Source organism: Spirosoma terrae (assembly GCF_010435915.1).
In the GTDB taxonomy this organism is placed as follows: domain Bacteria; phylum Bacteroidota; class Bacteroidia; order Cytophagales; family Spirosomataceae; genus Spirosoma; species Spirosoma terrae.
Genome location: NZ_JAAFZH010000013.1, coordinates 1 through 20,236, shown reverse-complemented (window position 1 = coordinate 20,236; position 20,236 = coordinate 1). Strand labels below are relative to the sequence as shown.

At 48.7% G+C, this 20,236-nt stretch carries 15 protein-coding genes; 6 read left to right on the top strand and 9 right to left on the bottom strand.

Features of this window, described 5'->3' with window-relative positions:
- Positions 1-32: 32 nt before the first annotated feature.
- The 3 genes from GK108_RS22820 to GK108_RS22810 all read left to right on the top strand — a co-directional run bounded on the left by GK108_RS22820 (position 33) and on the right by GK108_RS22810 (position 1,844).
- Complete coding sequence (locus GK108_RS22820) at positions 33-623, top strand: DUF6134 family protein (protein WP_317166561.1); 591 nt, start codon at positions 33-35, stop codon at positions 621-623.
- 160 nt (positions 624-783) lie between these two features.
- Entirely contained in the window at positions 784-1,140 is a 357-nt protein-coding gene (locus GK108_RS22815) for a PadR family transcriptional regulator (protein ID WP_163953502.1), read from the top strand.
- Between the two features lie 14 nt (positions 1,141-1,154).
- A complete protein-coding gene (locus GK108_RS22810) occupies positions 1,155-1,844 on the top strand; it encodes a hypothetical protein (protein ID WP_163953500.1) in 690 nt (229 codons plus the stop codon).
- A 257-nt stretch (positions 1,845-2,101) separates the two neighbouring features.
- Here GK108_RS22810 and GK108_RS22805 read toward each other — a convergent pair whose 3' ends face one another.
- From GK108_RS22805 to GK108_RS22775, 7 genes are all read right to left on the bottom strand, one after another.
- The gene (locus tag GK108_RS22805; RefSeq protein WP_163953498.1) at positions 2,102-2,959 is read right to left on the bottom strand and encodes a metallophosphoesterase family protein; all 858 of its coding nucleotides are present in this window, start codon (positions 2,957-2,959) and stop codon (positions 2,102-2,104) included.
- Positions 2,952-4,304, bottom strand: a complete 1,353-nt coding sequence (locus GK108_RS22800) for a sodium:solute symporter family transporter (protein WP_163953496.1) — start codon at positions 4,302-4,304, stop codon at positions 2,952-2,954. Before GK108_RS22800 ends, GK108_RS22805 begins: the two co-directional genes overlap by 8 nt.
- A 10-nt stretch (positions 4,305-4,314) precedes the next feature.
- Complete coding sequence (locus tag GK108_RS22795; RefSeq protein ID WP_163953494.1) at positions 4,315-5,766, bottom strand: SusD/RagB family nutrient-binding outer membrane lipoprotein; 1,452 nt, start codon at positions 5,764-5,766, stop codon at positions 4,315-4,317.
- A 36-nt stretch (positions 5,767-5,802) separates the two neighbouring features.
- Positions 5,803-9,015 (bottom strand): SusC/RagA family TonB-linked outer membrane protein, encoded by a 3,213-nt coding sequence (locus GK108_RS22790; RefSeq protein WP_163953492.1) that lies wholly within the window; start codon positions 9,013-9,015, stop codon positions 5,803-5,805.
- Between the two features lie 405 nt (positions 9,016-9,420).
- Positions 9,421-9,951 (bottom strand): P-loop NTPase family protein, encoded by a 531-nt coding sequence (locus tag GK108_RS22785; RefSeq protein WP_163953490.1) that lies wholly within the window; start codon positions 9,949-9,951, stop codon positions 9,421-9,423.
- A gap of 5 nt (positions 9,952-9,956) precedes the next feature.
- Positions 9,957-10,412 (bottom strand): DinB family protein, encoded by a 456-nt coding sequence (locus GK108_RS22780; RefSeq protein ID WP_163953487.1) that lies wholly within the window; start codon positions 10,410-10,412, stop codon positions 9,957-9,959.
- Positions 10,409-13,408 carry a glycoside hydrolase family 3 N-terminal domain-containing protein gene (locus GK108_RS22775; protein ID WP_163953485.1) on the bottom strand — a complete coding sequence of 1,000 codons (3,000 nt, stop codon included), beginning with the start codon at positions 13,406-13,408 and terminating at the stop codon, positions 10,409-10,411. Before GK108_RS22775 ends, GK108_RS22780 begins: the two co-directional genes overlap by 4 nt.
- A 358-nt stretch (positions 13,409-13,766) precedes the next feature.
- Between GK108_RS22775 and GK108_RS22770 the strand changes: the two genes are divergently transcribed.
- Positions 13,767-14,429: a DUF1345 domain-containing protein gene (locus GK108_RS22770; protein ID WP_163953483.1), complete on the top strand. Its 663-nt coding sequence runs from the start codon at positions 13,767-13,769 to the stop codon at positions 14,427-14,429.
- On the opposite strand, the gene GK108_RS22765 is transcribed toward GK108_RS22770, so the two are convergent.
- Together GK108_RS22765 and GK108_RS22760 are read right to left on the bottom strand one after the other, a co-directional pair.
- Positions 14,426-14,605, bottom strand: a complete 180-nt coding sequence (locus GK108_RS22765; protein WP_163953481.1) for a hypothetical protein — start codon at positions 14,603-14,605, stop codon at positions 14,426-14,428. The two genes, GK108_RS22770 and GK108_RS22765, sit on opposite strands and share 4 nt — an antisense overlap.
- A gap of 55 nt (positions 14,606-14,660) precedes the next feature.
- Positions 14,661-15,896 (bottom strand): nucleoside recognition domain-containing protein, encoded by a 1,236-nt coding sequence (locus GK108_RS22760; protein WP_163953479.1) that lies wholly within the window; start codon positions 15,894-15,896, stop codon positions 14,661-14,663.
- A gap of 110 nt (positions 15,897-16,006) precedes the next feature.
- On the opposite strand from GK108_RS22760, the gene GK108_RS22755 reads away from it, so the two are divergent.
- Both GK108_RS22755 and GK108_RS31175 read left to right on the top strand, forming a co-directional pair.
- Positions 16,007-16,678, top strand: a complete 672-nt coding sequence (locus GK108_RS22755) for a M15 family metallopeptidase (protein ID WP_163953477.1) — start codon at positions 16,007-16,009, stop codon at positions 16,676-16,678.
- A gap of 336 nt (positions 16,679-17,014) precedes the next feature.
- Positions 17,015-20,236 (top strand): DUF5689 domain-containing protein (locus GK108_RS31175; RefSeq protein WP_246225099.1); only part of this gene is annotated, 3,222 nt, incomplete at its 3' end.

Below are 20,236 nucleotides of genomic sequence, written 5' to 3'. Positions count from 1 at the left end.
CTCGAAGTTGGCTTACTGGCCTTGTCATACTGATGGGATTATCGTGGACTGGTTACGGACAAACTACGCCTGTCGATACGGCCCATACGAAACAATATGCGATTGAAGTAGCTGGAATTAAAGTTGGTACGATGACCGCTAACCGGCAGCAACGCGATAAGCAAAGCGTGGTGTATACGCTGATTAGCGATGTGAAAGTCAATTTTCTGGTTTACAAAGTCAAAATCTACTACAAAGTCGTTAGCCTGGTTCAACAGGGGAAATTGATTCGCTCGACGGTTGATGCGCACACCAATCAGGGTAATTTTTCCTCCCAGACGGAGTGGAAAGGTGACCATTACGAGATTACGGCCGATCAGTATAAATACACGCACAAGGGTACTGAAACCCGGCGTATTGAGTATACCGTTTCGGACATGTTCTTCACGGAGCCAACGAACCGAAACCGGGCGTATTCGGAGTATTTCGGCGATTACTTTACTCTGACTTCACCCGTAAAAGGTACATATCAGGCAAGGTTGAATGACCGGGAAGACGAATACCATTACGAGAACGGGCAGTTGGTGAAGATCATCAAGAAAAACCCGCTGAAAAACTTCATTATTCGGCCCATCAGGAAATGAAGTTTAAGAAGCTACGAGAAAATCACGGGTAGCTTTGCCTTTTCGTTCAAAACCCGTCACTTACCATTAATTCCATGTATCGCGAACGGATGGTTTGTTGAGATTTGAAAAAAAATATACCTAAGATTCAGTAGTATGTATAATCTTAGTATATTTGAGCATGAATACTACTTCGCACCAGCTTCTAAAGGGCAGCCTCAGCGCCATCATCCTCAAACTGCTGGCCCATACGGAGTGGATGTATGGCTACGAGATTTGCCAAAAAGTTAAGCAACTCACCGATGGCCAGCTCAAGATTACCGAAGGGGCCCTTTATCCAGCTTTATACAAACTCGAAGCTGACGGCATGCTGATCACCAAAACGCAAATTGTGGAAGGTCGTGCCCGTAAATACTATGCCATTGCCCAGGATCAACAGGGTAACGCTGTGGATCGACTGGCTCAGATTGAGCAGTTTCTCCATCAGTTACAACGTATACTTACTCCCAGTGATCTCAGTAAGCTCCCTACTACTTAATCAATTTTACCGCTATGACTCAGGCTCAACAGGCGCTCATCGTTACCTTTCTGACCCAACAATGTGAGTTGATTGAAACCGTCTTTATCGACGAGATGAGGGACCATTTTGTGGCCTCCGTGGAAGCTCGGATGGCCGATTCATTTTCATTTGAGGAGGCCCTTCAGCAGACAATCGATGACTTTGGTGGGCCAACTACCATCCAGAAGATGGAATGGACCTATCGGAAAGTGTATTTGAGAAGTCTGTTGCGGAACTGGTGGACACTGATAAAAAGCCAATTCGCTGCTCATAAACGAATTCGAACACTACTGGTGGTCGGTTTTGTTACGTTTGCCAGCTTATATTTTGGCCTAATGAGTGATTTTATGGCTGTACTCGGCGAGACAATATTGTGGAATTCAGTTCAATGGGTGAGTATCATATGGGTTATCATGCTGAGCTGTTTTTTACTCCAACGAGTTGCTCCAGGGCTTAAGCAAGTGGGAGTTGTACGCTTTCCCGCCTTGTTGATTCGGCTGCTTACATATCTGTTGTGGGCTGGCACGGTGTTGCTTTATGTAAGTCTTAGCAGTATGGAACTATCGTTGCTGATAAAAGGGGTAAGTTATTTCGCTCTCTGGTCAACGTCGGCACTATTTTACCTCGGTCTAGTAGATTTCTCGAAGCAAACAGACCCCAACTCGTGGTATTCAACCAAGTAGCTAATAGAAACCATCTTGATCATTGCCTCAATAATCGCCCGTTTCTCCGAGACAGCATGTACTATCTAAACACGCTGTCTACAGAAGTTAGCTACAATCTCAAATTGCCATCTCACTAATCAACGTAGCATTTTCGTACTACTGGTTAAGTTAATGATGCATTGTAGCCTGGTGACGGATTTTACGGTCGGCTGATGCCCCGCGCCGGCGTACCGGTACAAAATGGTAAAACTACACAATCCCCCGCTTTTATCGTTCTAATACAACATAATAGCGCGGCCCTGTAGAACCTTCTCGGCGTCCGGCAAAATCTCGCAATTGTCCCAGATGCCCGTTAGTAGTGTCTGAGCATAGGATTCTGGGAGTTGATTGGTCATCATCAGCTGATGGGCCGCCAGGTTGTCGTAGGTAAAGGCGTGAAAGCTATACGTAAACGCGCCATCCTTGTCGTCGAGTAGCAGGTACCATACGCGGGGCGTACCATCATTGGCGGGCATCCCGATCACCCCGGCGTTCAGCCAGTAACGGTCGATACCAGTGTCAGATACTTGCTTATCGGCAAAGGGTAGTCCGGCATGACCGGCCAGTACTACGTCGGCTCCGGTAGCCGCAAAAGTGTTTTCTTTCACCGACCAGGGTGTCGATGCGAACACAAAATCAGCGATGCCAGTGGCGGCTCCGTGCAATACGGTTACCGACTTATCTGCGTAGTGAAAAGACAGTTGAAGTGGCAACGTACGCAGCCAGTCGACTGATTTCGCCGAAAGCGTCTGAACCGCATACGGAAACCAGGTGCGGGAGAACAGATCACACCGACCACCTTCCGTAAAGTTACAACCGCAGTCGTCCTCGCCCCGAATAATATTTTGCTCTACGTTGCCCTGAATGGCCTGAATACCCCAGTTTTTTACGAACTGTATTGACTCCTCAGGCTGGGCGCAGTAGCCCACAATATCGCCCGTACAGATGATGTTGTGAGGGGGAATCTGAAGCTGGTCGGCAATCGTTCTAAGGGATTCCAGCGCCTGTAAGTTGGAATAAGACCCTCCAAACACGAGCAGTTTACCGCTACGTATACCGAGGTCCTGGTTATCAGGGTAATTCGTATCAGTCATGGCTTTTGGGGTGAAACAGCGCACTGCCTGCGAAAACGAGAAAGCAGAAGGCCGTAGTGATCAGGTTTACGCTAAGCAGCGATCCATACTTACCATCGCCCAGCCGGAGGGATTCGGGCAAGGGGAAAAATGTCAGCAAACCACCCAGTACCAGCCCGCCTAGCACTGATAGATGAAAGGCCAGGCGCGGCACCCGAACGTTCCAGCACAAAAAAATGGGAGCCAGACCAAGCACCAACGTACCGCTGATGGTTGTAGCTGACAGAATAGCCGGGTCGAAAAAGACGGGAATGGTACCCAACACCGTCAGCACGACCATGGCCCAGCGTCCTCTGGTAACGCTTGGTACAGCAGCCCGGCTCAAATCGATACTGATCAGTTTGGAGAACGACGCCATGGCTGAGTCGAGCGTCGATGAGGCTGAGGTGACCATAATGAGGTTCATAAGCAGCAGCATCGGTACGCCAAAATACCGTGCTACGGCTACCGGTGCTTCGCCCGTCAGACTATTGAGCTTGGCGAAAATCCCGACGAAGCTGAAGAAGATGATACAGAGCGAGCCAATGATGGCCGCCCAGATGTAAGCCCTGCGTGTGGTACGCGTGTCGGAGATAAAGCCCCGGTCGGTCAGCACAGGATCATGGAAGGGATAACTGAAACATTGCACCAGCGCTACCAGCAGTAGATCGACACCCTGATTCAACTCCCAGCGGCCGCTACTGACAAAAGGTTTCAGACTCCCTCCGTACTGGGGTAGAATAAAGCCCAGAATCACCGTAAGCAGCACGACAAAGAGCGACAGTTGAATCACATCGGTCATAATCGAACTACTCATGCCGCCTTTGAGTGTGTAGGCCAGTGTGAGTAATGTAAACACCAAAATGGCAACGTAGTAATCAGTCGAGCCCTGTGCCCCGAAGTACGAGCCAATCACGATGGTGTTCGACCAGATTTCATTATAGAGCCGAATCATGATCAGGAGCGTAAAGACGACCACCGCACTAGCGCCAAATTTCGATTCCAGAAAGTGGTGAATGCTTCGGTATCCGCCCTGGTTACGCATCGATACAATCACAAACCCCGCTACCAGAAACGACAGGTAATAGCCTGCGTAAGCTACGCCCCCCACCAGACCGAAGCTGTGCCCTAGATTAGCAGCATTGGTGATTGACTTGGCAAACAGCCACGAAATGACCAGGCTACTCGTCAGAAAAAGGGTGCTGGGCGTTCGCTCATTGCGGGTGCCCCTGAAAAATTCGGGGGCGGTACGAGCCAGGGGCGACACGAGAAATAACGTAATGCTGGAAGCCAGCACCAGCGCCCATTGCAACAGGGTTGTGGTCATGCAGAAATGATTAGCGAGTAGCCCACCAAACGGGTGTGTTAATGCTGTTGTTCTGGGTTTTGTCGGCGGCTTTTTTGTACTGAACTGCGTTGAGTGCACTCTCGGTTCCGGGGTAGGGCATCCGAACGGGAATCAGCCCATTGTTGAGGCTGGCCGAAATGGGTTTCAGCCGGGGAAAACTAGTCCGTCGGTACTCGGTCCAGCCTTCATAGGCATTGTTGATATTGCCCAGCCACTTCTGCGTCAGAATCTGCTCAATTGGATTTTGGCCATTCTGCGCATAGGCCACTTTGCTACTGGTCAGGTAAGTAGAGGGCAGCGTCGTTCGCCAGTAGTCGAATGCCTGCGTAATACCCCGTTCATACCATTCCTTTGCCGAAGCCGACACCAGGCCCCGCTCAGCAGCTTCGGCCAGCCAGAAACTGGTTTCATAAGCCGTCATGTAGTTGGCATACAGCTTGTCCGACTCCTCCCGAAAAATGGTTCCTGTCAGTGAATAGTCGGCCACCGAAATCGACAGTTTTGAGGCATCAGGGCCGTTGAGCAAGCCTTTGTAGGTGCCCGGTTTAGCCGCCGTAGACCGAAAGTATACCCCAACACGCGGATCGTTCAGGCTGGCGAGTAGTTCCTGACTAGTCAGTGACATGATAAAGAGGTTATAATCGCCGATACGGGCCGTCGACATACGGAAGTTGTTGGGCTGCGCGAGCGAGAATCGGTACACGGCGTTGTCGGTGTTAGCCTTGATGAAATTGCCTTCCGTCACTACTTTCTGCAACGCTTCCTTTACGTTTATTTTGCCCGAGATACGCATCAGGGCCTTGATCTTTAGCGAATTGGCAAATAATATCCACTTGCTACGGTTGCCACCGTAGAGAATGTCGCCGTCGAGAGCAGTGGCCCCCTTGTAATTGTTGATAGAGGCAATGCCCTTGTCAAGGTTATCCAGTATGCCCCCGGCAGCCGTGTATATGGCTTCCTGCGTGTCGTAGGCGGGAGTAATCACCCCCGCTTTACCCTGTAGGGCTTCGCTATAGGGTACGTCCCCGTAAAGGTCAGTGAGGGCAGCCGTCATGTACGCTTTCATGATCAGGGCGGGGCCTTCATAAACACCGAATGCTACGTTGGTGCGGGCCTTCTGGATCAGAATCTCATTGTCGCGCAGATTCGTGTAAATAAATGGCCAGGGGTTGCCGCCGTACTGCGGTTCGCTGAGACTGTGCCGGTCAAACAGATTGAAGTCGATGGCCGTAAAATATTGCCCCAGCAGGTTACCCGCAACGAAGCCCTCGTAAGACATTTGCTCGCCATAATCGAATAGAATCTTACGGAATAGCAACGACGGCTGCACATCGACCGGCGCATTGGGATTGGTATTGATTTCCTGGAAGTTCTCCGTACAGCCCGGCAGCACGCTGGTTAGTGTGAGCAGTAGGAGAAAATGATATATAATACGTTTCATAATCAGCTGATTTGAGTCCTATGACGAGGGTAGGACTTAAAAATTTACGCTTAGTTTCACCCCGATGTTACGCGAGGTAGGGTAGGTCATGTCTTCAACGCCCGTTTGCAATTGGTTCTGCTGAAAGGACGTTTGTTCGGGATCAAAGTGAGGAATGTGCGACAGTGCCAGCAGGTTACGGCCCACCAAAGCTATGGTTAGCCGCTGCATATGCAGTTTACGGGCAAGGCCCGCCGTTTCGGGTAGGGTATAGCCGATGCTCATTTCCCGCAACTTTACGTACGACGCGTTATAGGTGTTATTTTCCTCATTGTTGCGGTCATAGTACATCCGGTAGTAGGTTTCGGCCGGAATGGCGATGGTATTCGGCTGGTAGCTCGGGTTGTCGACGGTGCCGGTATTGACGACTCCTTTCGCCACGATACCGGCGTCAGGACGATTCGCTGTTTCAATTAGCTGCCCCGCCACACCCGCCAGGGCCAGCGTGCGCGATACCAGAATACCGCCTTGCCGCCAGTCGAGCAGAAAACCCAGATTCCAGTTCCCGACACTGAGCTGATTCGACAGGCCCATCATAAAATCGGGATTATAGTTGCCCAGTTTCTTCAGCGTGTTATCCGCGATATATTGCCCGTTGTTACCTACGATAAACTCACCCTGTACGTTACGTAGGTAGCCCGTTCCCCACATATCGCCCATCCGGTCGCCCTGACGTACCTGATACCAGACGGTTTGGTTCACGTTGTCGTAGATTCGGTTATAGCCCAGCGTTAGCGTACCGGCCTCTTCGGGCAGCGACACTACGTAGGTCCGGTTTCGGCTGAAATTCAGGCTTACGTTCCAGCGGACGCGATTTGTCTGAACGGGAACGGCCGTTACCACAGCTTCGATACCCCGCGACCGTACTTCCCCGCCATTAATGACTCGTTCGCTGTAGCCGGTTGGGATAGCGATGGGCAACGATAAAATCTGGTTACGAGTGCGAGCATCGTAGTACGTCAGGTCGACGCCGAGTCGATCGTTCAGGAAGCGCACATCAGCGCCCAGCTCAACCGACGTAATCGACTCCGGTTTCAGATTTGTGTTGGCAATCGTGCTCTGGTCGCTGAAGGCCGGTTGTGAGAACACGGGGTTTCGGGCGTTAAAGACTCCTGTTGTCTGGTAGGGGCTGGTATCGTTGCCGACGCTGGCCACACTCGCACGTACTTTGGCAAACGACATAACCGCAGGCAGTTGAAACTGATTTGATAGCACCCAACTGGCCGATACCGACGGGTAGAAGAAAGCCGTGTTTGCCGTTGAGTTGGGCGTGGCCAGCGCGCTCGACCAGTCGTTACGTCCCGTTACGTCCAGAAACAGTACGTCTTTATAACTCAGTTTAGCCAGCGCATACAGGCTGTTGATCCGTTTGCGGGCGCTCTGCTGATAAGCTTCCACTGGCGAGGCCGCATTGTTGAGCTTGAATACCCCCGGTTGGGCAAGCGTCAGGGCCTGATACTGATCGAACGAGGCCAGTTGGTCCATGCGATTTCCCCCAGCCGACAGATCGAGCGAAAAGGCACCTACGATTCGGTTATAATTCAACAGAAAGTCGGTGTTGATCTCCCGGAAGAAAACAGTGTTTTCAGCATACGCCCCATTCTTGAAACGGTTGCTGCTGAAAGCCCGCCGAAACTGACGGTTTTCGCTCGAATAATCCATACCGCTACGTACCATCAGCGTCAGGTGAGTAGCCAGCTCGCCCGTTATGGCCAGATTCCCGATGAGCCGGTCGCGGTTGAATGAGTTACGGTTTTCGTATAGCGTAAAATACGGATTGTCGAAGTAAGTGTAGTTATAGGAAAAATGCTGAATCCCCTCCAATCCCGGCTGCCAGTACTGCTTCATTGGGTTAACATCAGTTTGACGGCCCAGCCAGGCACTCAGGGCGTAGTTGATGTTTTCCGAGCCGTATTTGGTAGCCGGACGATTGTCGCTACCCGTGTTGATATAATTGATAGATGAGCTGAATTTCAGTCGACGGATGGGTTCGAACTGTAACCGGGCGGCCAGTGTTTTGCGCTTCAGATCGACACCCGGAATTGTTGACTGACTGTTCAGGTCGGTGTACGATAGCCGATAGCTTCCCTTATCGTAGCTGCCCGAAATAGCCAGGTTGTTGATCGCCGTGTGCCCCGTCTCGTAGAAGTTTTTGAGGTTATCGGGGTGCGACACAAAAGGAGTCGGCGTGATGGGTAGCCCACTATAGACATATATATCAGCACCACGTACCACCCGACCGTCGGGGAGATTCACGGGACTGTCGTACTGTGGGATCAACAGGCCCGCGTCGAGTTTAGGACCGTAGCTGTAGGAGATATTGTCATTAATTCCCCCGCCTAGGCCGTTGACATACTTGAAGGCTCCGCTGTTGCCCTGTCCATACTGATTCTGAAAACGGGGTAGTTGAAACGGACGCTCGGTGTAGAACGTACTGTTGAAACTGACGCCTATCCCTTTCTGCGATGAACCGTCTTTGGTCGTAATCAAGATCACACCATTAGCCGCCCGTGTGCCGTAGAGAGCCGCAGCACCCGGACCTTTTAGCACCGATACTGCTGCTACGTCGTCGGGGTTAATGTCCATGGCCCCGTTTCCAAAATCGATTTCCTGAAATCCGTTGGCGTCGTCGTTGACCCGATTGACCACCGTAGCATTGTTGATCAGAATACCATCAACTACAAACAATGGATTGTTGTTGGTAAAGGATGATTCGCCCCGAATATTGATACGTGCTGATGAACCCACACCCGTCGATCCACCCGTAATCATTACGCCGGCTACCTTACCCGACAGGTTATCGAGAAAATTGGGGGCTTTCACGTCATTAACCTGCCGACCATCAACTTTCTGGACCGCATAACCCAGGCTTCGGGCGTTACGTTCCAGCCCAAGAGCCGTGACAACGACTTCGTTGAGCGACACCCCTGCAACCAGCTCAACGGTCAGGCTGGATTGTCCCGTGAACTGAATTTCCTGTGTCTGGTAGCCAAGATAGGAGACGATCAAAACGTCCTTTAGCTGTACATTAGATAGGGTGAATGTGCCTGTAGAATCGGTGAGTGTGCCTGCCTGAGTACGTTTTATTTGTACAGTCGACCCCGCAATGGGTTGATGCGACGTCTGGTCGATAACCTGTCCGGTTAGTTTCTGAGCAGACGTACCGACAGAAAACAAAGGCAGAAAGACAATAAGTAAAATGAACCGCATATAACGGGAAATAGATAAGAAATGAACTGTTAAACATATACGAGATACGCATAGAGATGGATGCCTGGCAAGTGAATAAATCAATAACCAGCCAGTTTCGATGCGAATTAGTCCAAGCCCTAAAGGAGCGGTTATAGCATCTAGGTTTGTACAAACGAGAAACCTAAAGATCTTTCTTTCGGTATTTGGACTCCGTAATAGAGAGAGCTAGCAAATCAGTTTGACCCTAATGTTACACTATCTCAAGAAAACACTCTAGTCGAGAGACTGCTGTTTTTGTTATTGAAAATGAAAGACGACTTATCTTCCTTTTTTTTAAATACTTTCAAGTTTGCCGATCCTGGGCAGGGAATGGATACGTTATCAGGCAATATCAATTGGCCGTTTACAGGGAAATTTCGCTGATTATAGCGCTTCAAGGATCCGATTGACTCGCTCATCAACGGTCAGGTCACCTTCAAGACGGATAATGGGGCAGGATAGGGTAAGCATCCAGGCTTCGTGACGTAATTTGCTACGTCCCTTCAACAGACCTGAATCATATTCAGAAGACCAATTGATAAAGTCGTCTGACCGTTGTCGCTGATCGGGATTACTGACTAATTGTTCACCGTAGCGTTCGAATTCTCGCTTCCACAGTCGATCAATCCGGATTTGGGAAGGAATCCAGAGAAAAACAACAAGATCAAACAGGGGAGGCCACTCGGGACCCCAGGAATCCAATGAGCCGCCTACGATCCAGTTTGGGTATTGATTTAATTCGTCTAAAAGCAGCGCATTTCGTTCGACTGGGTCACGTTTGTGCTGAAAAGGAGGATTGCTGGGAAGCCAGTAATAGTCGTCGGCATCGAAATACGGAAAGGCTACGTGAGCGCTCAGGGCCTGGCCTAACGTAGTGACGCCCGAGCCTGAAGCCCCAAAAATATGAATTCGCATACAGACTACACGTCGCGTGTCCAGACTATAAAATCAGTAACCGGTGCTTCTCCCGCTATTGGGCGGATAAGGTGAACCACCTGCCCCCGATGGTAGGCAGCATGGTGGCTCATATGAGTCAGAATGTCGATCAGTGTACTGTCGAACGGCGTTCCCTGCGACGTAACGTAGCTAAACGACTGCAGTAAATCGGCTTCGGCCAAAGCGCTGATATAACTGACCAGTTTGCGATGCTGGCGCTCTGCTGTTTCTCCCATCCAGCTGACCGGAATATCTTCCCAGATTGCTACGTAGGCAGGCTCGTTCATAATCCGGCTCAGCCAGATTTGCTGAGCCGATAGAATATGGCCCATAACGGCCACTGCCCGGGCGGGTGGATTATCGAGATTACCGATAGCTTCAATGATACGTTGATTGGCCCACAGCTCGTAGTTCAGTAGATGGATAAGGTAGTTTTTCATCGAATGCCTCGTTTTACTGCCTGGTATAACGCTTCTGCTACGTTCGTTCGCGTATTCAACTCGCCAAGCTGACTATTGTTACGGGTTGGATAAACGCGATTACACAGAAAGACATAGGTAAGGTTGTAAGTGGGATCAACCCAGAAGAACGTACCCGTAAAGCCCGAATGCCCATAACTTTCTTTAGAAGCCGAGAGGGGTGCATTACCTGTGTATTTAAACGAGGGTTTATCGAAGCCAATGCCCCGGCGATTGCCTAACTCCGGAAACTGGTAACGCGTAAACTCATTGACGGTATTGCTCGAAATAAACTGCTGACCGCCATAATATCCTTTCTGTAGATACATGGTTATCAGTTTCGTTAAATCATTCGAAGAACCGAATAGCCCGGCATGACCCGATACGCCGTCGAGCATAGCGGCTGTTTCGTCGTGGACATGACCCCAAACGAGCGTTTTACGGAATAACGAATCGTATTCGGTGGGCGGAATGCGGTTTAACGAGTAATAACGAAGCGGATTAAACGTAAGTGTTGACGCACCAAGCGGATTATAGAACGTAGTTTTCAGGTAATCTTCAAAGTTTTGCTTCGTCAAACGCTTGACAACCTGCGGGTACAATATGAACGACAGATCGGAGTACACGTATTCTTTCTTATCGTTTAAAGGCGAATCTTTGATCGCTTCAAAAATTGTTTTGGGGTAATTTTTAAACTCGAACAAACTATCGGTTAATTCAATCGGATAACGGGCCGACCGTTCTTCTTTAACCGTTCTTGGTTTCCAGGAGCCATCGGGTTCCTTCATATTTTTCCAGAAAACAAGGAAGGCTTTTAAGCGAGCCTGGTGGGTCAATACGTCGCGCCAGCGTAAGTCGGCCTTATTCGACTTCTTAAGCCAGGGCAAATAATCAACCATATGTCCGTCCAGATTGAACTTGTTTTCGTCAACCAGTTTCATCAGCGCTGGCGTTGATGTACTCACTTTTGTCACGGAGGCCATATCGAATAAGTCGTCGAGCTGCATTGGTTTCGGCTCGGCACCCAGCGACGCATCGTACGTATGTTTTCCGTAGGCTTTGTGGAAAATGACTTTTCCGTCTTTAGCCATTTGTACAACACAGCCGGGGAAGGCTTTCCGCGTCAGGGCCAGGTTGACCAGCGAATCGACCTGTTGGGCGAGGTAACGGCTGTCAACACCGACCTCTTCCGGGATCGTGTATTTCAGTCGGCCGATTGGTTTTACAGCCAGACCATCGCCAGTCCGAAAGCGTTGATTTACCGTAACGGGTAGTTTTCCCGTGGCTCCAATAGCGCCAAAAATCAACTGAGCAGATAGTTCTTCCGTGTAGTTCGTGAGCTGATAAGGCATCACGATGGCCCGAGCTTGCTCGATATTGCGGTTTGTCTGGGCGGTATCCGACGGGAATGTTAGTTTGTCCAGAACATAAGCATTGCCGAATACAGTCACAACCGCTTTCCCGGTTGATACCAGTTCACTGACGAAGCCGGCTGTTTTGGCCTGAAGTCCGTATTTCGTAGCTGGTCGAATATTATTCAAATGAACATCAACCAGAATCAGATTATAGTTTTTGAGCGAATCCCGAACCTGCGCCAAGGTTGAGTCGGGTGTTTTGGACGTAATGTTGAAGTGCTCAATTTGCGTATAGTTGGCCGCCATTTGCTGAAAAGCCGTTAGCTTGTCGCTCTCAATAGCAATCGAAGCAATCCGTAACGTATCGAGTCGTTGCAAAGGCAATAGATTGTTTTCGTTCTTAAGAACGGTCAAACTGGCTTCGGTAAGTTTACGATTAAGCAAATCGTCACTAACCTGATTGAGATCATTAACCAGATTATCGAGAACAATCGGTTTATATTGATTGAGGCCAGCCCAGGCTTTGGCACGTAACACTTTCAGGCATCGGGCATCAATAGATGCCTGCGTAATACGTCCTTCAGCGATTGCCTGCTTCACCTGCGCCAGGGCTGCCGGGACATCTTCCGTGAATTCCAGTACGTCCATTCCCGCTTCCAGACCGAGCGCATCAGCCTTGCCAGACGGAAAATACTTGGTAAGGCCTTTCATATTCATAGCATCTGAAAAAACCAGTCCCTGGAAGCCCAGTTCGTTTTTTAGCAGATTTGTTACAATAGCAGGGGATAGGGTAGAGGGCCGGTTTCGGGTAGTATCGAGGGCTGGAATGTTAAGATGCGCAATCATAACGCCAGTAGCACCCGCCTTAATTAATTCTTTGAAGGGGTATAATTCGAGCGAGTCTAACTCCGCTCGACTCTTGTCGATGAGGGGCAAATCGTAATGAGAGTCTGTACCCGTATCGCCGTGTCCTGGAAAATGCTTGAGGCTGGTTAACAGGTTGTTATCCTGCATGCCGCGTACATACGCGAGCGCCTTACGAGTAACCGCATATTTGTCTTCGCCAAAGGAGCGAAAGTTGATAACGGGGTTGTTAGGGTTGTTGTTGACATCGACTGATGGGGCAAAGTTGACATGAACACCTAGCCGCCGGGCTTGCCGGGCCAGACTGGCTCCCATGTTATAGATCAGGGAGTCGTTGCCCTGAATGGCGCCGAGCGTCATTTGATACGGATATCGAACCGTACTGTCCAGGCGCATCGCCAGCCCCCATTCGGCATCCATAGCGATCAGAAGCGGGACGGTCGATAAAGCCTGTAACCGATTCGTTAGTTTTGCCTGCCGCATTGGCCCGCCCTGAAACATCACGACACCACCTAACTTGTTGGTCCGCACCAGATTAACCAGCGAATCTTCATAGGCAGGTTTTCGATTTGAATAACCCGCCACCATGATTAATTGCGCGATACGTTCGTCGGGCGTTAAACTGGCGAACACCGAATCAGCCCAGCGGCTCTGATTGGTATTGAGAGGAAGAAACGACGAGGTAGTTGACTGAGCAAAGCTCGATAAGCAGAAAAGTATGTTGATGAAAAGGATAATCAGAAGCCGGAAATAAGGCATGAGCAAACAAATTGGGTCGTGAAAGTTCAAAATTACGAAAAGGAAGACTAAGACACACCCGTCACCGTAGTGCCATGACTGATATAAATCGACTATAACCCCCTTTTAATCTGTATATAAATAAAATAAGCTTCTTTGTGTTTGACTATTCGTTACGTTCAATTTATTCACCGGTCGTGCCGACTACTTTTTTATCGGGTAATGCGTGTACCAGTGCTGATTTGACAATTTTATTCGTTCGGACGTTACGTCATAGCAACAGGCCATAAACATTCTGCTGTTTATTCGATTACCTTGCAGCCAGCCTTTTAGTACGTAGGGGTGGACCTATGCAGTGGTTCGGATTCGTTTTCACAAGATGCTACGTAACATACTTTTTCAAATCAGTCGGTTTGATGCCAGCCACCGCCTGAACATTGCGCTCGGCGTTGCTTTGTTCGTTTTTTTAGTGGCACCGGGCGCTTTTACTGATCCGGTTCACATGACTATTTCCTGGGTTGCTTTTGCCCTGAGTATTCTGTTGCTGATGTGGATGAGTATTCTGATTGCTCACCCGCGCGATTTGCCGAAACTATCACGTATTGAGGATTCGAGTCGTGTTCTCATTCTGGTTTTTGTGCTCAGTGCGGCCATCGCCAGCTTGGTGGCCGTAGCGTCGCTGTTAAACGCCATCAGCGATGTTAACAGAATTCAATACATTTTTCTGGCTATGCTGGCCGTAGCCAGCTCCTGGACACTGGTACATACGTTGTTTACCCTTCGCTACGCCCATTTGTTTTATGGCGATACGTTGAAGCAGGCCAGACGGCCCGGTGGCTTATCTTTTCCCGATGACGAAGAGCCTGATTACCTGGATTTTGCTTATTTTTCTTTTGTGATCGGAATGACCAGCCAAGTGTCGGATGTGGCTATTACGTCGAAGCGTATACGTCGGGTGGCGCTAGCACATGGCGTCTTGTCATTTCTGTTTAACACCATCATTATTGCGATGACAGTGAGCGGCCTTTCCAGTAAAATTTAGCTGGTTCGGCCGCTCGATTTCGATTGTTTTCGGGCTTTCTCAGCCTGCTCTTTTTCGTAAGCGTCGCGTTGCCGTTTTTCGGCGAGTAAGTTCCGATAGAGGCCGTTCAATACGTAGATGTCGTCAATATCATCAATAAGTCGGTGAAGTTGCTCGCGGACCTGGTTTACATTCATGCTGAGTATTTTTTAATCGTCTTTTCTCAGTTAACAAACTTCTTCCCTCTTTTGCTCAGTGGAAGAAGAAATAACCAAGTGCAATACCAGCAATGACGCCTACCAAATCGGCAAATAAGCCATACGGTATAGCATGTCGGGAGTTGCGAATTCCTACTGAACCAAAATAGAGCGCAACGATATAAAACGTAGTGTCAGCTGACCCCTGAAAAATACAGACCAGCCGTCCAACAAACGAGTCTGGACCAAACTGTTTCATCGCATCAATCATTAGGGCGCGCGCACCGGAACCACTAAGCGGTTTCATTAAAGCGACGGGCAGGGCATCCGTAAAATCAGTGTTAAGGCCAGTTAACGAAAACAGATACTTGAAACCACCAACAAGATAATCCATTGCACCTGCATTTCTGAAGGCTCCGATTGCCACCAACATCCCAACCAGATACGGAATTATTTTTATCGTTGTTTCAAAACCTCCTTTGGCTCCTTCGATAAATGTTTCGAAAATAGGAACGTTCTTACGTATTGCTCCGAGCAAAAAGGCCACCACAATCGTCAATAGAATCACATTGCCGAATACCTTCGAAAAGGTTTCGATTTCTTCTTTGGGGCGGCCTGCGAGCAGCCACAGGGCCACAGCAATAAACGTAGTTATACCACCAAGCCAGCCTAATACGGTGGTATTGAGTAGATTGATACGTTGCTTAATAGCTACGGCAACCAGGGCTACAACGGTTGTTACGTAGGTGCCGACAACGCATGGGATAAATACATCAGACGGGTCTTTCGCGCCGAGAATGGCTCGTTGCGCCATGATGCTTAATGGAATGATCTGAAGGCCAGACGTATGCAGAACCAAAAACATGATCTGAGCATTGGAGGCTGTATCTTTACTGGGATTTAACTCCTGTAGACTAGCCATTGCTTTAAGCCCAAATGGTGTTGCTGCATTATCTAATCCAATCATGTTGGCTGAGAAGTTCATGATCATCTGACCGTTGGCGGGGTGGTCTTTAGGCACTTCTGGAAAGAGTTTATTGAAGAACGGACCGATAATCCGGGCCAGAAAATTGATGGCCCCGGCTTTTTCGCCAATATTGAGCAGCCCCAAAAAGAACGTCATAACACCCGCCAGTGGTAGTGCAATATCCATGACGGCTACTTTAGAGGAATCGAATAACCCCTCTACAATTAGTTTGAAAATCTCGGTATCGCCCAGAAAAATCAGTTTAGCCAGCGCAACCAGAAAGGCAATTACGAAGAAAGCAACCCAGATATAATTTAATGCCATTGTTTGAAAAGAACGGAAATCAGCTTTCTCATCCGTTCAGGAGTAGATTATAAATACTGTAAGTTTACAGCATAGTCAAACACAAACCAATCCTGATAGAATATAACCTCATGAAGCGACTACTTTTTGCCACTTTTCTGCTATTTTATTCTCTTGTCGGTCTGGCTCAACCCAATGTTGAGAAGGCTATGATTAAACAAGGACTGGTCGATATTCAGAAAGTTGATCCGACTATACTGGTTGAGTTGAAGTATTCTACGACGGATAATTTTGTTGGAAAAGATGTGTACGACGATCTGACAAGAGCCTATATGCAACCGATGGCGGCCGAAAAACTGGCCAAAGCCAGTAAGTATTTACAGACGCATCATCCCGATCTTAGATTGCTGGTTTATGATGCGGCCCGCCCCCGGTCAGCGCAATGGAAGCTATGGAATGCTTTACCGGACTTGCCTGAAAATGAACGCCAGAAATACGTAGCGGACCCCCGGAAAGGATCAATTCATAACTATGGTTGTGCCGTTGATTTAACCGTTGCTACAAAAGATGGCAAACCGCTCGATATGGGAACGAAATATGATTTCTTCGGCGAATTAGCGTATCCATCCAGAGAAAAAGAATTATTGGAAGCGGGAAAACTAACTCAGAAACAGCTTGATAACCGACTCATCTTACGTACTGCCATGCGTGAAGGAGGCTTTAGCCCGATTGAGTTCGAATGGTGGCATTTCAATGCCTTATCTCGCGAGAAGGCGAAAATGGTTTTCCGGATCGTAGACTAATTCAGCGAGTGAACTGATGTAATGACAAGAGAGGCTCTTAGCGTAAGGGCCTCTCTTGTCGTTTTTTATATCAATTAAAAACTCTTTACAACTAATAAGGAATTAGATAAAATGCTATTAAGTATACTTATAATTATTTTTTATGTATTAAAATGTGTTTGTGAATTTCTGTAGGATTTTATTGTCTTTATTTTGTATATTATCTGTGTAAATACGGATACTTTTTAGAAAGAAATTAAAAATGATTGTGTGGGACTATTATTTAACAGTTTGGAAAAACTACTCGATATAGTTTAACGTAGTTTTACGTAAACTTAACTAATCCATAATTATAGTATGATTCAACATTTACGTTCAGTAAGCCGATTATGGCTTTTACTGATGGCACTGCTTTGTGCTCAGGTGTCGAGGGCACAGCTATTAACCGAAGATTTTACATCAACAACACCGCCTTATGCATTGACACTAAATGGATGGAATGTCCATAGTACGGGTATAAATTCCATTCAGGCTACCTCACCCGGCTTGACATATGCTGGATTGTCGACAGTAATTGGCCCGGTAGGTGCGGCAGCTACATTAGCTACCAGCGGTGAGGATATAAGCCGGTCGTTTGCCCAGCAAACTAGTGGTTCGGTATATGCTTCTTTTTTGGTAAACGTATCAGCTGCGCAGTCTGGCGACTATTTTTTGCATTTTGGCGCTACGTCTATCGGAACTACTTTTTGCGGCCGTGTGTGGGCTAAAAGTACAACGGGTGGCTTTCAGTTTGGAGTTTCTAAGGCCACAGACTCAAACGGAGCCGTATATTCGCCAACAGTCTATTCTTATAACACCACCTATTTACTTGTTATAAAGTACACTCTTGTGGCGGGAGCCGCTAATGATATAGCAGCTTTATATATTGAGCCTGCATTGAATCAGCCAGAACCAAGCCCAGTTGTGAGTACAACATCGACAGCAGGAGAGTTATCTAATGTCGGTACCATTGCGCTTAGACAAGGAGGTTCAGGTACTTCGGCAACTGTCCGGGTTGACTACATTCGGGTTGGAACATCCTGGGCCGATGTAATGAATAGTGCTCCAACTGTTACGTCATTATTGGCATCCCAGACATCCGTTTCGGGTCTTGTTACTACAGCAGGAACGCCTTCAGAACCACAATCCTATACATTGTATGGAACAAGCCTTGGATCGAATCCCGTGTCTGTATCGGCTACGGCTGGTATCGAGTTGAGTACGGATAATACGACATTCACACCAACGTTGTCTATTGCTCCCGCGTCTGGTAGCATATCGCAACCAATTTATGCTCGTTTAAGTACGTCTGCTACGTCGGGGGCTTTCAGTGGTACCATTACGAACACGGCAAGTAGTACGCTATCAGCATCGGTGACTGTAAGTGGTCAGGTAAATGCACCGAGTGCTCCCGTTCTGACGGCAGCTCCAACGACGCTTCCGGGATTTACGGCGACGCAGGGAATACCATCAGCCGAACAATCATACACCCTGACAACCGCTAATCTGGCAGCGGATATTACGGTAACGGCTCCGGCTGGGGTTGAGGTAAGTTCGACATCGGGAAGCGGATTTGGTCCCTCGATTACGATTCCGGCCGCCACCGCTTCGCCTGTTGTTTATGCCCGATTAACGGCTGCGTCGGCAGGCCTCATAAATGGTACCATTACGAACGTATCATCAAGCCTTACCGCCAACGTTTCTGTTACCGGAACGGTAAACTCGAACAGCCCCTATACGCCAATTTCAATTGCTCGGGCCAATGTTGGACAGACGTACACCATTCAGGGGCGCGTAACCGTAACGAACCAACTGGGCGCTCGCCAGATTTATATTCAGGACGAAACAGGCGGTATCGTTGTCTATGGTACATCAAGCGGAACGGATCTGACAACGCAGGTACAAATTGGCGATCTGGTTCAGGCTCGTGGCCCAATCAGTGTTTTCAACGGCTTCACGGAAATTACCTCGGCATTTGCTACCAATTTTACGGTGGTAACGGGTGCTGGTAACGTAGTGCCAACTCCTGTTGCGATTACGCTCGATCAATTGCCTAATTATCAGGGACAATTGGTTAGTGTATCGGATGCCAACATCAGTGGATCAGGGCCTTTTGCTGCTAATACCAATTATACGATCACTGCGGGCGGCCAGTCGGGAGTACTACGTATCAATGCTAATTCGCCACTGGCGGGTGCCGGCCGCCCTAGCAATCCGGTTAGTGTAACAGGTATTGCGGATCGTTTTGTGTCTGGCGCGACAACTGCTGGCACGGATGGCTTACAGCTACAACCACGTATTTTATCGGATATTCCGGGTAGCACAGCGGCACAGGATGCACAATGTGGCGGTACTGAATCCACTACGTTGACGCGCGATCAGACATTGGATATTGCTGCCTGGAATATGGAGTTCTTCGGGGCCGATGCTGGTACGATTATCTGTCAGAACGGCAACCTGAACTATAACGATATGGGGCCGACAAACGAAGATCTTCAGCAAACGAATGCTGCGACAGTACTTGGAAAATTGAATGCCGATATCATTGCTGTAGAGGAAGTGAGTGATATTGATCGTTTTTCCGCAGCTGTATCGGCAATTCCCGGAAGCTATAGCTACGTATGTTCGGATAAGTTCTCGTATTACTTCCAGGACGAATGTACACAAGTACCGAGCGGCAACCCGCCTACCGTTTTTGGACCAACGAAGTTTGCTCAAAAGGTCTGCGTAATCTATAACAAAGCGACTGTAACACCAGTGCTGGCGGAAACAAAGGCGTTGTTGTTTGAATCATCTCCGCTGTATACGTATCCAACTGGTAATGGCTGGTCGTCAGGACGTTTGCCATTTATGTTTGTGGGAGACGTAACGATCAACGGAACAACACGCCGTGTACACGTAGTGGCTGTTCACGCTAAATCGGGCAGTGCGCAGGCTGATTTCAACCGTAGAAAGCAGGATTTCGCCGATTTGAAAACGTTGCTTGATACGCAATACCCTAACGCGAACGTAGTGATCTTAGGAGATTATAACGATAAAGCGACATCTTCGATTTACACGAGTTCGCCGGTATCGTCATTCGATAATTTTGTGACCGACGTAACGAATTATAACGTATTGACGAAGCCGCTGGAACAGCAGAATTGTTCTACGTTCAATTCGTCGGCTAGTTTCATCGATCACCTGGTGGTGTCGAACGACCTGAGCGCTGGCTATATTGCTAACTCCACGTTCGTACTTCAGCCGTTCAGTATTCCAAACTATGGAAATACGACATCGGATCACAATCCGATCGGTGCCCGATTTGATCTGACAAAATTAGTGGCGTCGAATACGGCCCCAACGGTAGCCAATGCGGTTGGTCCACAAAGTGCCACGGTTGGTCAGGGGTATACCCTGTCGCTGGCTAACACCTTCACCGATGCTGAAACACCGTCAGCGTTGACGCTGAGTGTCAGCAGCCTGCCAGCGGGATTGAGCTTCACGGCTCCGGCCACCATTTCGGGTACGCCATCGACAACGGTTGGTTCGCCGTTTAGC

Excerpts from the sequence above, each read along its gene's own strand:
- GK108_RS22820 (WP_317166561.1), top strand. The coding sequence starts at position 33 with ATGGGATTATCGTGGACTGGTTACGGACAAACTACGCCTGTCGATACG.
- GK108_RS22815 (WP_163953502.1), top strand. The coding sequence starts at position 784 with ATGAATACTACTTCGCACCAGCTTCTAAAGGGCAGCCTCAGCGCCATC.
- GK108_RS22810 (WP_163953500.1), top strand. The coding sequence starts at position 1,155 with ATGACTCAGGCTCAACAGGCGCTCATCGTTACCTTTCTGACCCAACAA.
- GK108_RS22805 (WP_163953498.1), bottom strand. The coding sequence starts at position 2,959 with ATGACTGATACGAATTACCCTGATAACCAGGACCTCGGTATACGTAGC.
- GK108_RS22800 (WP_163953496.1), bottom strand. The coding sequence starts at position 4,304 with ATGACCACAACCCTGTTGCAATGGGCGCTGGTGCTGGCTTCCAGCATT.
- GK108_RS22795 (WP_163953494.1), bottom strand. The coding sequence starts at position 5,766 with ATGAAACGTATTATATATCATTTTCTCCTACTGCTCACACTAACCAGC.
- GK108_RS22790 (WP_163953492.1), bottom strand. The coding sequence starts at position 9,015 with ATGCGGTTCATTTTACTTATTGTCTTTCTGCCTTTGTTTTCTGTCGGT.
- GK108_RS22785 (WP_163953490.1), bottom strand. The coding sequence starts at position 9,951 with ATGCGAATTCATATTTTTGGGGCTTCAGGCTCGGGCGTCACTACGTTA.
- GK108_RS22780 (WP_163953487.1), bottom strand. The coding sequence starts at position 10,412 with ATGAAAAACTACCTTATCCATCTACTGAACTACGAGCTGTGGGCCAAT.
- GK108_RS22775 (WP_163953485.1), bottom strand. The coding sequence starts at position 13,408 with ATGCCTTATTTCCGGCTTCTGATTATCCTTTTCATCAACATACTTTTC.
- GK108_RS22770 (WP_163953483.1), top strand. The coding sequence starts at position 13,767 with ATGCTACGTAACATACTTTTTCAAATCAGTCGGTTTGATGCCAGCCAC.
- GK108_RS22765 (WP_163953481.1), bottom strand. The coding sequence starts at position 14,605 with ATGAATGTAAACCAGGTCCGCGAGCAACTTCACCGACTTATTGATGAT.
- GK108_RS22760 (WP_163953479.1), bottom strand. The coding sequence starts at position 15,896 with ATGGCATTAAATTATATCTGGGTTGCTTTCTTCGTAATTGCCTTTCTG.
- GK108_RS22755 (WP_163953477.1), top strand. The coding sequence starts at position 16,007 with ATGAAGCGACTACTTTTTGCCACTTTTCTGCTATTTTATTCTCTTGTC.